At 69.9% G+C, this 13,145-nt stretch carries 12 protein-coding genes; 9 read left to right on the top strand and 3 right to left on the bottom strand.

What is annotated here, in order from left to right:
- Positions 1 to 120: 120 nt before the first annotated feature.
- Positions 121 to 1,164 carry a heme/hemin ABC transporter substrate-binding protein gene (locus tag NA10_RS03670; RefSeq protein WP_067563352.1) on the bottom strand — a complete coding sequence of 348 codons (1,044 nt, stop codon included), beginning with the start codon at positions 1,162 to 1,164 and terminating at the stop codon, positions 121 to 123.
- 21 nt (positions 1,165 to 1,185) lie between these two features.
- Positions 1,186 to 2,148, bottom strand: a complete 963-nt coding sequence (locus tag NA10_RS03665; RefSeq protein ID WP_067563349.1) for an aldo/keto reductase — start codon at positions 2,146 to 2,148, stop codon at positions 1,186 to 1,188.
- Between the two features lie 299 nt (positions 2,149 to 2,447).
- Here NA10_RS03665 and NA10_RS03660 point away from each other — a divergent pair, with 299 nt between their 5' ends.
- The 8 genes from NA10_RS03660 (at position 2,448) to NA10_RS36390 (ending at position 11,804) form a co-directional block, all read left to right on the top strand.
- Positions 2,448 to 3,395: an undecaprenyl-diphosphate phosphatase gene (locus tag NA10_RS03660; RefSeq protein ID WP_067563881.1), complete on the top strand. Its 948-nt coding sequence runs from the start codon at positions 2,448 to 2,450 to the stop codon at positions 3,393 to 3,395.
- A 16-nt stretch (positions 3,396 to 3,411) separates the two neighbouring features.
- Positions 3,412 to 4,146: a histidine phosphatase family protein gene (locus tag NA10_RS03655; RefSeq protein WP_067563346.1), complete on the top strand. Its 735-nt coding sequence runs from the start codon at positions 3,412 to 3,414 to the stop codon at positions 4,144 to 4,146.
- A gap of 27 nt (positions 4,147 to 4,173) precedes the next feature.
- On the top strand, positions 4,174 to 4,761 hold the full coding sequence (locus NA10_RS03650; protein ID WP_067563343.1) for a DUF3090 domain-containing protein: 588 nt from the start codon (positions 4,174 to 4,176) through the stop codon (positions 4,759 to 4,761).
- On the top strand, positions 4,757 to 5,542 hold the full coding sequence (locus tag NA10_RS03645) for an SCO1664 family protein (protein ID WP_067563341.1): 786 nt from the start codon (positions 4,757 to 4,759) through the stop codon (positions 5,540 to 5,542). The genes NA10_RS03650 and NA10_RS03645 overlap by 5 nt, the downstream gene beginning before the upstream one ends.
- Before the next feature lie 166 nt (positions 5,543 to 5,708).
- Positions 5,709 to 6,947: a cysteine--1-D-myo-inosityl 2-amino-2-deoxy-alpha-D-glucopyranoside ligase gene (gene mshC / locus NA10_RS03640; RefSeq protein WP_067563339.1), complete on the top strand. Its 1,239-nt coding sequence runs from the start codon at positions 5,709 to 5,711 to the stop codon at positions 6,945 to 6,947.
- A 318-nt stretch (positions 6,948 to 7,265) separates the two neighbouring features.
- Positions 7,266 to 10,229, top strand: a complete 2,964-nt coding sequence (locus tag NA10_RS03635; RefSeq protein ID WP_067563335.1) for a crotonase/enoyl-CoA hydratase family protein — start codon at positions 7,266 to 7,268, stop codon at positions 10,227 to 10,229.
- 368 nt (positions 10,230 to 10,597) lie between these two features.
- Positions 10,598 to 11,494, top strand: coding sequence for an alpha/beta fold hydrolase (locus tag NA10_RS03630; protein ID WP_067563333.1), 897 nt, complete (start codon positions 10,598 to 10,600; stop codon positions 11,492 to 11,494).
- A gap of 148 nt (positions 11,495 to 11,642) precedes the next feature.
- The gene (locus NA10_RS36390; RefSeq protein WP_157556010.1) at positions 11,643 to 11,804 is read left to right on the top strand and encodes a hypothetical protein; all 162 of its coding nucleotides are present in this window, start codon (positions 11,643 to 11,645) and stop codon (positions 11,802 to 11,804) included.
- Here the strand turns inward: NA10_RS36390 and NA10_RS03625 are convergent.
- The gene (locus NA10_RS03625; protein WP_067563331.1) at positions 11,797 to 12,207 is read right to left on the bottom strand and encodes a helix-turn-helix domain-containing protein; all 411 of its coding nucleotides are present in this window, start codon (positions 12,205 to 12,207) and stop codon (positions 11,797 to 11,799) included. The genes NA10_RS36390 and NA10_RS03625 overlap by 8 nt on opposite strands.
- A gap of 74 nt (positions 12,208 to 12,281) precedes the next feature.
- Here NA10_RS03625 and NA10_RS03620 point away from each other — a divergent pair, with 74 nt between their 5' ends.
- Positions 12,282 to 13,124, top strand: coding sequence for a class I SAM-dependent methyltransferase (locus NA10_RS03620; RefSeq protein WP_067563325.1), 843 nt, complete (start codon positions 12,282 to 12,284; stop codon positions 13,122 to 13,124).
- Positions 13,125 to 13,145 lie beyond the last annotated feature (21 nt).

The following is a 13,145-nucleotide window of genomic DNA, read 5'->3' as shown; positions in this document are numbered from 1 at the left end:
TCGGGTCGGGAGGTTCGGCCGAATCCTGGTGTGCGAGCGGGGCATCCGCGGGGGCGGGGGAATCCGCTGGGGGCACGGTCGATTCCTGCGGGTCGAGGTGAGTGGGACGGGGCGCGTCGGTCATGCGGTTTTGTCGCCGTAGATGGCCTTGGCCAGGGCCGCGACCACGCGACCGGTATTGGGGCCGAAGCTCAGCACGACGGCGTCGGCCATGTCCACGACGCGTTTGTTCTTCCCCGCGGGGGTTTGGGCGATGCCGGGGACCTTGGCCAGCCCGTCCACGCCGCCGACCGAGGCCAGCCCGTCGGACATGACCAGCAGCACGTCGGGTGCGGCGGCGATGAGGGCCTCGCTGGTGATGGGGATGAACGGTTCCTTGATGCCCGAGGCGGTGCCCGCGTCGGTCGCGCCGAGGGCGGCGATGAGCGAGTCCGCGCCGGAGCGGGGTCCGGCGATCATGGTGATGGCGGTGCTGCGCAGGTACAGGAACGCGATGCGCGGTTTCGGGTCCCGGGCGGGCACGGTCGCGGTGGCCGCGGTGATCTCGTCCCTGGTGCGCTGGGCGAGCTTCCTACCCGCGTCCGGGACGCCGAGCGCGTTGGCGACGGCTTCGATCTGCGGGCCGACACCGTCGATGGTGCGCTCGGGATCCAGGTACACCGTCGGAATGCCGAGGGCTTCGAGCTGATCGCGCATGACCGGGGTGGCGCTGGTGCTGTCGGTGAGCAGCACCGAAGGCCGCAGCGCGGCAATGGCTTCCACGTTCATCGAGCCCGAGCCGCCCGCCACGTTCGGCACATCCTTGACCGCGGGGAACGCCGCGGAGGTCGAGCGCCCGACCAGTTTCGAGCCCATGCCCAGCGCGTACACGGTCTGGGCGAAGGTGCCCGAGCGGTCCACGGCGATGATGCGGCTCGCATCGGTGACGGTGACCTCGCCGCCGTCGTAGTTGTGCACGGTGACCGGCAGGGTCGGGGTGGGTTCAGGTCCGATCGGCACCGGGTCGGCGTCCCCGACGCTCGCGGTGGCCGGGCCCTGCCCGCCGGCGACGGTGCCGGAGGGACCGCCGGTGCAGGCGGTCGCGCCCAGCACCAGACCGCCCGCGAGCACCGCCACCGCGGCGCGCGAGAGGACGGCTGATCGGGCATTCACGAGACACCTCATGCAGGTAAGGCTAGCCATCGCTCATTCGGTGCGTGCACTGACGTCGCCCAATGCCGCGGTGATGGCGCGCGGCAGCTCCAGGGTCTCCGCGGCCAGCACGCCGGTGAGCTGGCCGATATCGCGGGCGCCCACGATCATGCTGGCCACCCCGGGCTGATCGCGGATCCAGGCCAGCGCCACCGCCAACGGTGAGGTGCCCAGCCCGTCGGCGGCGGTCACGACCGCGTCGACCACGCGCACGGCGCGATCGTCGAGGGTGGCGTTGATCTCCGCGGCGGTGGCCTCGTCCGCGCCGCGCGAATCCGCGGGTACGCCGTCACGGTATTTGCCGGTGAGAATGCCGCCCGCCAATGGCGCGGTGGCGATGATGCCGAGGCCGTGATGCTGTGCGGCGGGGACGAATTCGTGTTCCACACCGCGCGCCAGCAGCGAGTACGGGGTCTGCGCGGCGGTCAGCGGCGCGGTGCAGGCCAGGGTGGCGAGCTGCCAGCCGTCGTAGCCGCGCGCCCCGGCATAGCGCACGCGCCCGGTGCGGACCGCGTATTCGAGTGTGGCCGCGACCTCCTCGAGCGGGGTGTGCGGATCCCAGGCGGCCACGGTCCACAGATCCAGATGGTCGGTGCCCAGCAGCTCCAGGGTCTGGTCGAGTTGGCGCATCATGGTGCGGCGCGAGGCGTCCACATTCCAGCGCATCGGCGCGGGCGCGGGTCCGGCGGCCGGATCGGTGCGGGTGGCGCGCCGGCCCGCGCACACACTCAACACCAGTTCCTCGCGCCCGAGCTCACGCACCAGCGGACCCAGAATGCGTTGTGCCGCACCGTCACAGTAGGCGGGGGAGGTGTCCACCAGGGTGCCGCCCGCCTCGGCGAAGGCGGCCAATTGCGCTGCCGCGTCCTCGGCGTCGGTCTCCCGGCCCCAGGTGTGGGTGGCCAGTCCGAGCCGGGAGACTCGGAGCCCGCTGCGCCCCACCGTCCGCTGTTCCATCACCGCGCATGCACTTTCGTCACACGCGCCAGCCTAAGCGCACAAACCCCGTGTGCCCCGCTATGCCTCGCCGCGCGCGCCCCGCCGGAACCGCCCGCGCCACCGGGTGTCGATCCGCGCGCACACCGCCGCACCACCGGGTTCACCCGCGCGCGGGGGTGGGCGCACCCCGTTGGGCACTTCCACTGCGTCCACCGGCGTGCCGCCCTGTAGGGTCGCGGGCGGTGTTCGCGGCGATCGCGCCGCGCGTGGGCGAATTGTCCACCGGCAGCCGACGATTCGGGAACTGGAGGGTATGCGTGGGCGAGTCGATGACATGGGTACAGGCGCTGATCTTGGGTCTGGTGCAGGGCTTGACGGAGTTCCTGCCGATTTCGTCCTCGGCGCATATGCGCATCGTCTCGGCGGTGTTCTTCGGCGATGACGCGGGCGCCTCGTTCACCGCGGTCACCCAGCTGGGCACCGAGGCCGCGGTGCTGGTGTACTTCGCCAAGGACATCTGGCGAATCCTGGTGGCCTGGTTCACCACCATGTCCCGCAAGCTCACCGGCCGCGCACCCGTGCCGGTGCCCGCGAGCGAACGGCCCACCGCCGTGCTGCCGGTCTACCGCGACGACATCCCCGGCGGCTATGTGCTGGACGAGGATTCGCAGCGCGAACTGGACTACCGCATCGGCTGGTATGTGATCATCGCCACCATCCCCATCGGTGTCATCGGATTCCTGTTGAAGGACCAAATCCGTACCGGCGCAAGGAATCTGTGGCTGGTCTCGACCATGCTGATCCTGTTCGCCCTGGTGATCGCGGCCGCGGAATACTACGGCAGCAAGCGCCGCCCGATCGAGCAGCTCACCACCCGCGACGGCCTCATCATGGGCCTGTCCCAATGCCTGGCCCTCATCCCGGGCGTGTCGCGTTCGGGCGCAACCTCTTCGGCGGGCCTGTTCATCGGCCTGACCCGCGCGGCCGCCGTGCGCTTCTCCTTCCTGCTCGCCATTCCCGCCGTGCTGGCCTCGGGCCTGTTCTCCCTGCCGGATGCCTTCGAACCCGCCGGTGAGGGCCTCAACGCCTCGGGCATGCAGATCCTGGTCGCCACGGTCATCTCCTTCCTGGTCGGTTACGCCTCGGTCGCCTGGCTGCTGCGCTTCGTGACCAAGCACTCCCTGGACTGGTTCGTGGGCTACCGCATCGTGCTCGGCCTGACGGTGATGGCGCTGCTGGCGACCGGCGTCGTCAGCGCGACCTAACACGTAGGCTGTTGCGGTGACGGTGATCCTGTTGCGGCACGGCGTCTCCACGTCGAACACTGCCCGCACCCTGGCCGGGCGTAGCGCCGGAGTCGATCTCACCGACCGCGGGCGCGAACAGGCCCAGACGGTCGCCCAGCGCCTGGGGTCCCTACCCATCGAACACATCGTGACCTCGCCGTTGCTGCGGTGTCAGCGCACGGTCGCACCCCTGGCGGACAAGCTCGGCATCGAGGCCGAACCCGATGAGCGCCTGCTGGAGGTCGATTACGGCGACTGGACCGGGCGGGCGCTGGGCGATCTGGTGAGCGAACCGCTGTGGAAGGTGGTGCAGCGCCATGCCTCGGGCGCGGTGTTCCCCTCGGGCGAGGGTTTGGCGCAGGTACAGTTCCGCGCGGTTTCCGCTGTGCGCGAACATGACCGGATATTGGCAGAAAAACACGGCGGCGATGTGTTGTGGGTGGCGTGCACCCATGGGGATGTGATCAAGTCGCTGCTGGCGGACGCGTTCGGAATCCATCTGGACGGTTTCCAGCGGATCGTGGTGGAGCCCGCGTCGATCAGCGTGGTCCGCTACAGTCCGACCGCCCCGTACGTGTGGCGGGTCAATGACACCGGCTCGGATCTGTCCGCCCTGGCGGCGATTTCGCCGCAAACCGGCGGCGAATCGACATCGGGCCCGGTGCCCGGCGGCGAAACGGGCAATACCAGCAGTGGCGATAATGGGGATACGGAGCGCCCCGAGTCTTAGTGGTGAGTGAGCTTTGGAGGAGGTGCCATGGGCCGAGCAATCCATATTTTCCGCACCCCCGATCGATTCATCGCCGGTACCGTCGGTGAGCCGGGCGATCGCGCTTTCTACCTGCAGGCCGTGCAGGATCCGCGCGTGGTGAGCGTGCTGCTGGAGAAGCAGCAGGTCAAGGTGCTGGCCGATCGGATGGGACTGCTGCTGGACGAGGTGGCGCGCCGCTTCGGCACCCCGGTGCCCCCGCAGCCGGCCGATGTGTCCGATATCGCACCGCTGGCCACCCCCATCGAGGCCGAATTCCGCGTCGGCACCATGGGATTGGGCTGGGACGCCGATGCCAACGCGGTGGTGGTGGAGCTGCTGGCCATCACCGAGACCGAGGTCGATGAATCGGTGGTCCTGGATGACACCGAGGAGGGCCCGGACGCGGTGCGGGTATTCCTGACCCCGGTGCAGGCCCGCGAATTCGCATTGCGGTCCACGCGGGTGATCGCGGCGGGACGGCCGCCGTGCCCGCTGTGCAATGAACCGTTGTCCCCGAACGGGCATATGTGCGTGCGCACCAACGGGTACAAGCGTGGCGATATCTTCGGCGCCACCACCGAGCTAGAGGATTGATGTGTCGAACGACCCGCTGCGCACCGCCGAACTGACGGTGATCGGGCAGGTCACCACCGCCAGCAATGTGACGCTGGTGTGCGAGGCCGAACAGGACGGGCCCCAGCCGCTGCGGGTGGTGTACAAACCGGTACGCGGGGAGCGCCCGCTGTGGGATTTCCCGGACGGCACCCTGGCCGAGCGCGAGGTCGCCTCCTATGCGGTGTCGCAGGCGCTGGGGTGGGGCGTGATCCCCGAAACCGTACTGCGCGAGGGCCCGTACGGGCCTGGCATGGTGCAGCGGTGGGTGGACACCGTCGAGGACGGCCCGGAATTGGTGGATCTGGTGCCGGTGGGGGAGATCGCCGAGGGATATCGCGAGGTGTTGCGGGCGCTGGATCCGTCCGGGCATCCGGTGTCGCTGGTGCACGCGCATGACCCGCGACTGCTGCGCATGGCGGTGCTCGATGTGCTGATCAACAATGCCGACCGCAAGGGCGGGCATGTGCTGTCCGGGGTGGACGGGCGCGTGTACGGGGTCGATCACGGCATCTGCCTCAATACCGAACCCAAACTGCGCACGGTGCTGTGGGGCTGGGCCGGAGAGAGCATCGATGACGAATTGCTCACCGACATCACGGTTTTGGTCAAGGCGCTGCCCGGTGAGCTGGGTACGCGGCTGTCGGAGTTGATCACCGAGGAGGAGGTGCGCGCGCTCGAGGTACGCGCGCAGGGATTGCTGGAGAATCCGGTGATGCCGCTACCGTCCGGTGCGCGCCCGATCCCCTGGCCCGCGTTCTGAGATCGTTCGGCGGGGCGAAAACGTTGTCTGCATCATGATTTCAATCATTGACGTGCGCGGGGACGGTATTAAGGTGCTGGTCATGCGGTATGCCCGGAAGAGTGGGCCGGGACCGGTGAGCGGGGGCGCGCGGGTCGCGCGCCCGTCACACGGTTAACCTCGATTCATGCAGTCCTGGTCCGATACCGCTGTCCCGACCGTCCCCGGATCCGGACCGGCGTTGCGTTTGTACGACACCGCCGACCGGCAGGTGCGCCCGGTCACCCCCGGGGCGACCGCCACCATGTACGTCTGCGGCATCACCCCCTATGACGCCACCCACCTCGGGCACGCGGCCACCTACCTGACCTTCGACCTGGTCAACCGGTTGTGGCGCGATGCCGGGCACGAGGTGCACTACGTGCAGAACGTCACCGATGTGGACGATCCGCTGTTCGAGCGCGCGCACCGCGACGGTATCGACTGGCGCGATCTGGGCACCCGCGAGATCAATCTGTTCCGCGAGGATATGGCGGCGCTGCGGGTGGTGCCGCCCGCGCACTACATCGGCGCGATCGAATCGGTGCAGGAGGTGGTCGAACTCGTCGACAAGCTCCTGGCCTCGGGTGCGGCGTACGTGGTCGATGATCCGGAGTTCCCGGACGTCTACTTCCGCCATGACGCGACCGAACAGTTCGGCTACGAGTCCGGCTATGACCGGGCCACCATGGAGCGGCTGTTCGCCGAACGCGGGGGCGATCCCGAGCGTCCGGGCAAGCGCGATCCGATCGACGCGCTGCTGTGGCGGGCCGCCCGCGCGGGTGAGCCGTCCTGGCCCGCGCCGTTCGGGGCGGGCCGCCCGGGCTGGCATATCGAGTGTGCGGCGATCGCGCTCAATCGCATCGGCACCGAATTCGATATCCAGGGCGGCGGCAGCGATCTGATCTACCCGCATCACGAATACTCCACCGCGCATGCCGAGGCACTGGTCAAGGGCCGCCGCTTCGCCCGCCACTACGTGCACGCCGGGCTGATCGGCCTCGACGGCGAGAAAATGTCCAAATCGCGCGGAAACCTGGTCTTCGTGTCCACGCTGCGCCGCGCGGGCACCGATCCGGCCGCGATTCGCCTGGGCCTGTTCGCCGGACATTACCGCCAGGATCGCCAATGGTCCGATGCGGTGCTGTCCGAGGCGCTGTCGCGCCTCGAGCGCTGGCGTGCGGCGACCGCGCTGGCCTCGGGTCCGGACGCGGCGGACACCGTCGCACGCCTGCGTCAGCATCTGGCCGATGATCTGGACACCCCCAAAGCCCTTGCCGCGGTGGATGCCTGGGCCGCCCAGGCGCTGGCCTACGGCGGCCCGGACGCCGAGGCTCCCGCATTGATCCGCGATGCGGTGGACGCGCTGCTGGGCATTCAGCTCTGAGGCACGGGTACCGACCCGCGCCAGGCGCACCCCGCGCGCGCCGGCCCGCCCGCCCACGCTCCGGTGCGGTGCATGCCGACAGTCGGGCAAGCACCCGCGGGGACCGGGCGGTGCGCGAGAAGTGCGCCTGAGGGCCGATGACGATCCGGCCGCGAGGCGGGCCGGTGATCGGGCCCGGTCTACGCCTGCCGGTCATTCCGGCGCGGTGGTGGCCGGGTCCCCGCCGACCGGTTGCGGCCGAATCTGCCCTCCCGTTTGCCGGGTGTGGGCGATACGGTGAGGCATTGATGCTCTCACCCTCGAAGAGGAGGTCCCGAGGTGACTGCGGTTCCCGGGTTCGATCGATTCCGTGCCGTGCGCAAGCAGATCCGGGCGGGGGGTGAGTTGCTCGGGGCGGTGCGGCGCGATCCGCGGATCGTGCGGGATCTGGTGGCCGGGTTCACCGGGCGCGAGATCTCCGAGCCGGTGGCGGTGCCGATCGGGGATCATGTGCCGCCGGAGGGGTTGAGCGAGTTCACCCGCTCGGCGTACGCCTCGCAGGCGATCGCGGCCGATGCGGCGCGGGTGAGCGCGTATCTGACCGGGTTGCAGCATATTCCGGAGTGGATCACCTTCCACGGCGGCTGGCGGGGTGAGGGGCCCGGGCAGGCCGAGGCGGGCCTCGAGTTCGCGCAGGTGGCCAAATTCATGGGGATTCCGGCGGATCTGCGCTGGACCGTGCGGGAGGTGACCGACACCGGTCTGCACCTGCGCGGTACCGGGCCGCAGGGGCTGGTGCTGGGTTTGTGGATCACGGTGCGCGGCAACGACTCCGGTGCGGTGGTGCACCTGGACGCCGGGTTGGCGGGGCAGCCGATCGAGGGGCCGTTGGGTGCGACGGTGGCACGCAGTCTCGGTGACGCCCTGCGGGATTCGCTGGCGGGCCTGCCCGCGGTGATCGCCGCGGCGGGCGCCGAGCCCGCGCGAGCGGCACGCAAGGCGGTGCGGCACAAGGCTTCCGGTGCGATGCTCGCCCCGACCACGCCGGTGCTGGTGGGTGTGGGCCAGGTGGTCACGCGCACCCCCGATCCCGGCTATCCGGATCCTTCGGAGTTGGCGGTGCGCGCGTTGCGGGCCGCGGCCGCCGATACCGGTGCGGGCGCGGGCCTGCTCGAGCGCGCGGACGCGGTGTTCTCGGTATCGCCGACCTCCTGGCAGTACGGGGATCTGGGTGCGCTGGTGGCGGCCGCGGTGGGTGCGGGTCCGGTGCAGACGGTGCAGTCCAGTCCTTTCGGCGGGGACGGTGGCCAGTTGGTGATCAACGAGGCCGCCGCCGCGATCGCCGCCGGGGACTACGACATCGTGTTGGTGACCGGCGCCGAGGCCGGTGCCACCCAGGCCGCGGCCCAGCGCGCGGGGGTCGAATTGCAGTGGCCGCGCCAGGGTTCGGAGGTGCGGCCCACGCGCACGGTCGGTATCGACAAGCCCGCCAACAACGCGCCCGAGACCGCGGCGGGGTTGCTGGCCCCGATCAATATGTACGCGCTGCTCGAGTCGGCGAACCGGCATCGCCAGGGCCGCACCCCCGCCGAGCACGCGCGCGCGGTGGCCGAATTGTGGTCGCGGTTCTCGGCGGTGGCCGCGGACAATCCGAACGCCTGGCAGCCGCAGGAGTTCACGGCCGAGGAGATCGCCACGGTGTCCGAGGCGAATCGGATGATCTCCGCGCCGTACACCAAGCTCGAATGCGCGAACCTGACCGTCGATATGGCCAGCGGTCTGATCATGTGCAGTGCCGCGGCCGCCGAGGCCGCCGGGATCGCGCAGGACAAATGGGTGTTCCTGCACGCGGGCGCATCGGGCAGTGATGAGTGGTTCGTGTCCGAGCGCACCGAATTGGCGGCGTCCCCGGCGATCCGCGCCCTGGGTGCGGCGGTGCTCGAGCACACCGGCCGCGGTATCGAGGACATCGCCCATGTGGACCTGTACGCGTGTTTCCCGGTCGCGGTGCAGATCGCGGCCCGCGAATTGGGTTTGGACGCCGATGATCCCCAGCGCGCGCTGACGGTGACCGGTGGTTTGACCTTCGGTGGCGGTCCGGGCAACAACTACGGCGGGCACGCGGTCGCGACCATGGTGCGGCGGTTGCGCGCGGAACCCGAATCCTTCGGTCTGGCCACCTCATTGGGCTGGTATCTGACCAAACACGCGATCGGGGTGTATTCGGCGACCCCGCCGACCGCGGCGTACCGGCATCTGACCCCGGTGATCGAACATCCCGCCGCGCGCCCGGCCCGCACCGGGTACGAGGGCGCGGGCGTGGTCGAGGCGTACACGCTGCCCTATGACCGCGAGGGCGCGCCCGAGGCGGCGATCCTGAGCGTGCTCACCGCCACCGGTGAGCGAATCCTGGTGCGCAGCACCGATGCGCGGACGCTGACCGCGCTGACCGACACCGATTGGCTGGGCCTGCCGGTCACCGTCTCCGGTGATTCGGTGCGCGTGAGCGGCACCGAGCCGATCGCACTGCCCGCCCCGCCACCGGCTCCGGTGCTGATCGAGCGCCGCGGTCACGTCATGATCATCACGATCAATCGCCCGCAGGCCCGCAATGCCATCGATCTGGCGACCGCGCTGGGTCTCGAGCGCGCCATCGACGCCTATGAGGCCGATCCGAACGCGCGCATCGCCATTCTGACCGGTGCGGGCGGATATTTCAGTGCCGGAATGGATCTCAAGGCCGCCGCACGCGGGGAGGTGCCGGTCACCGAGAAGCGCGGCATCCTGGGCATCGTGTCCCAGCCGCCGCGCAAACCACTCATCGCCGCGGTGGAGGGTCCGGCGCTGGCCGGTGGCTGTGAGCTGGCGCTGGCGGCGGATCTGATCGTGGCGGCGCAGGATTCGACCTTCGGTATTCCGGAGGTCAAGCGCGGGCTGGTCGCGGTGGGCGGTGGTGTGCTGCGCCTGTCCCAGCGGCTGCCGCGCGCCATCGCCATGGAGTTGACCCTGACCGGTGATCCGATCACCGCGGCGCGCGCGGCGGATCTGGGTTTGATCAATCAGGTCGCCGCGCCCGGCAAGGCCCTGGAGGCGGCGCTGGAGTTGGCCGAGCGGGTCGCGGTGAACGCCCCGTTGAGTATCGATGCCGGTAAGCAGATCATCGACCAGGCCCCGGATTGGTCGACGGGCGAGGCGTTCGCGCGCCAGGGTCAGGTCGCCGCGGCCGCGCTGTCCTCGGCGGATGCGGGCGAGGGGATGCGCGCGTTCGTCGAGAAGCGTGCCCCGGTGTGGCGGGGCCGCTGAGCGAGCACCTCGCGCCCGGGTGGGCACATGGTGAGGTCGGGATTGCACGAGGCGAGGCGTATCGGCGGGTTCGCACGACGTCCCGTGTCGCTGCGGTACCCCGGCTCCGGGCGCGCGGCGAATCCCACTGGGCGGGTCACTCCGGGTGGGTACGCGAGTTTTCCCGTCGCCGGTCGGGTCGTTCGAATATGTTGTCGCACAACCGCACTCGCCGTTTCCGGCGGGTGCGGCCGGGGGTACGTGGCCGTGCTGCACTCCCACTGTCTTTCCGCCGCGCGCGGTGGAACGGCCGGGGCGCCTCGAACGGCGGTGCGCCCCACGGTGCGCTCGGCCGCGGCGGGGTGGATCGCGTTCGAAGAGAGGTTGTCATGACATCGGCTGATCCCGGTGAGTCGCTGGAGTTGCGGCGTGACGGATTGTTGTTGTCGGCCCGGCATTTCGGGGAGGCCGAGGCACCGCTGGTGATGCTGTTACACGGGTTCCCCGATACCCCGCACAGTTGGGACGGGCTGATCCCGCTGCTGGTGGAGTCCGGTTTCCAGGTGCTGACCCCGTGGTTGCGCGGGTACACCCCCGAGTCGGCCTCGCGCACCGCCCGCTACGACCTGATCGCGGTCGCGCAGGACATCGCGGCCTGGCATCGCGCCCTGGGTGGTCCACCGACGCATCTGGTGGGGCATGACTGGGGGGCGTTCGCGGCGATGGTGCTGGCCAAACGTCATCCCCGCCAGTGGCTTTCGCTGACCCAGTTGGCGATCCCGCCGTTCGGTGGCGGCTTCCCGCCGGCCGCGGCCCGCTATCTGCCCCGCCAAACCCTGATGTCTTCATATATTCCGGTGATGCAGTCGGGCCTGTCCCCGCGCCTGCTGACCCGCGACAACGCGGCCGTGGTCCGCCGCCTGTGGCATCGCTGGTCCCCGGACTGGTCGTTCTCCGACACCGATTTCGCGCCCACCGCACGGGTTTTCACCGATCCGGCGACCGCGTGGGCCGCCACCCGCTACTACCGTTCGCTGTTCACCGTGCACCGCGCCCCCACCCGCGATTTCCACGCCTTGATCACCGCCCCCGCCGCCGCCCTGCCGACCTTGGCCCTGTCCGGCGGCCATGACGGCTGCATGTCCCCGGATCTGCAACGCCTACTGGCCGCACACGCCGGGATCCCGGCCGCGCAGCTCCCCGATACCGGCCATTTCCTGCACGCGGAGCACCCCGCCGCCGTGGCCGAACACCTGCTGCCGCACCTGTACGCGCACTCGCATTGACCGCGGCGGCCTAGCATGGCCGGATGAGCGCAGGACATGATGGCGGGCAACGGGATTCGGTCGTGCACGCGCGCCGGGCGAGTTCGTTCGGCGCGCACGCGAACGCCTATGACGAGCATCGACCGGATTATCCGCTCGCGGGGGTGCGGTGGGCGTTGGCACCGCTTCGCACACCCTGGTGGTCTCACCCGATGAGCGTGCCCAGGTGCTCGCGCGCATCACGGCCTATCTGCGGGCGCGCCCGGAGACCGCGTCCGGGGAATTCGATATGCCGTTGCGCACCTTGGTCATCCGGTCCGTCCTCAGGTGAGCGCGATGCCCGAAGCCGCGGTGAGCATGGCCCGGAAGGTCGGGCATTGCATATGGGTGGGCGCGGGGCAGGCGGCGGCGTGGCGCAGAGTGTCGCGCACGGTGGTGAGCTCGGCGAGGGTGCGGTCGAGTGCGTCGGCTTTGTCCGCGAGCAGGGTGCGATCGATGTGGGGGCGACCGTCGTCGGTGAACATGGCGGCGATGTCGTCGAGGGTGAATCCGGCCCCGCGCGCCATCGCGATCAGCGCCAATTGCACCAGGACGTCCGGGGCGTATTGGCGGCGCTGACCGCGGCGGCCGGTGGAGGCGATGAGGTTGCGCTGTTCGTAGTAGCGCAGGGTGGAGGCGGGCACGCCCGAGCGGGCGATGACCTCACCGATATCCAGGTCCGTATCCGAGCGCATGGTTGACCTCGAGCCGGGTTGAACTGACAAGGTGGAGTGTGCACCGCACTTCCCGGCGAGTAAAGGAGAATCCCATGGCCACCGAATCGCGGACCCATGAGCAGAGCAGTCGCTGGAACGGCCGCTCGGGGCAGGTGTGGGTGCAGTCGCAGGGGTTGCTCGATCAGGTGATGAAACCGCTCGAGGAGTTGCTGGTGCAACCGGTGATCGCGGGCTCGGGGCTGCGGATCCTGGATGTGGGGTGCGGGGCCGGGGCCACCACGTTCGCCGCGGCACGGCGGGTGGGTGCGCCGGGAAGCTGTGTGGGAGTGGATATCTCCGAGCCGATGATCGACGCGGCCCGCGAACGCGCCGCCGATGCGGGCCTGCCGGTGAGTTTTCTGCTCGCCGACGCGCAAACCTACGATTTCGAGCCCGCGCGGTTCGATCTGATCATGTCGCGGTTCGGGGTGATGTTCTTCCCGGATCCGGTGGCCGCGTTCACGAATCTGCGGGCCGCGGCCCGGCCGGGTGCGGCACTGCGCCTGCTGGTGTGGCGGGGTCCGCAGGACAATCCGTTCATGACCACCGCCGAGCGTGCCGCGGCGCCGCTGCTGCCGGATCTGCCCGCGCGCGTCCCCGATGCGCCCGGCCAGTTCGGTTTCGCCGATGACCAGCGCGTGCACGGCATTCTCACCGAGAGCGGATGGTCCGATATCGCGATCCGGCCCGCCGATGTGGAGTGCGCGATGCCCGAGGACGCGCTGATCCACTACTTCACCCATTTCGGCCCCGTCGGGCTCGCACTGCCCGAGGTCGATGAGTCCACACGCGCACGGGTGATCGAGGTCGTGCGCGCGGCGTTCGAGCCGTTCGTGCGCGGCGATCAGGTCCGCTACACCGCCGCCTGCTGGGTGATCGACGCGCACGCCGCCTGAATCCTCTTGTCCCGCTTGGCT

It is taken from the genome of Nocardia acidivorans NBRC 108247 (assembly GCF_001625085.1).
GTDB lineage: Bacteria > Actinomycetota > Actinomycetes > Mycobacteriales > Mycobacteriaceae > Nocardia > Nocardia acidivorans.
This window is presented reverse-complemented; position numbering and strand designations above follow the sequence as displayed.

Bases quoted from the DNA above. Each gene is read 5' to 3' on its own strand.
- NA10_RS03670 (WP_067563352.1), bottom strand. From the start codon at position 1,164: ATGAGGTGTCTCGTGAATGCCCGATCAGCCGTCCTCTCGCGCGCCGCG.
- NA10_RS03665 (WP_067563349.1), bottom strand. From the start codon at position 2,148: ATGGAACAGCGGACGGTGGGGCGCAGCGGGCTCCGAGTCTCCCGGCTC.
- NA10_RS03650 (WP_067563343.1), top strand. From the start codon at position 4,174: ATGGGCCGAGCAATCCATATTTTCCGCACCCCCGATCGATTCATCGCC.
- mshC (WP_067563339.1), top strand. From the start codon at position 5,709: ATGCAGTCCTGGTCCGATACCGCTGTCCCGACCGTCCCCGGATCCGGA.
- NA10_RS03630 (WP_067563333.1), top strand. From the start codon at position 10,598: ATGACATCGGCTGATCCCGGTGAGTCGCTGGAGTTGCGGCGTGACGGA.
- NA10_RS03625 (WP_067563331.1), bottom strand. From the start codon at position 12,207: ATGCGCTCGGATACGGACCTGGATATCGGTGAGGTCATCGCCCGCTCG.
- NA10_RS03620 (WP_067563325.1), top strand. From the start codon at position 12,282: ATGGCCACCGAATCGCGGACCCATGAGCAGAGCAGTCGCTGGAACGGC.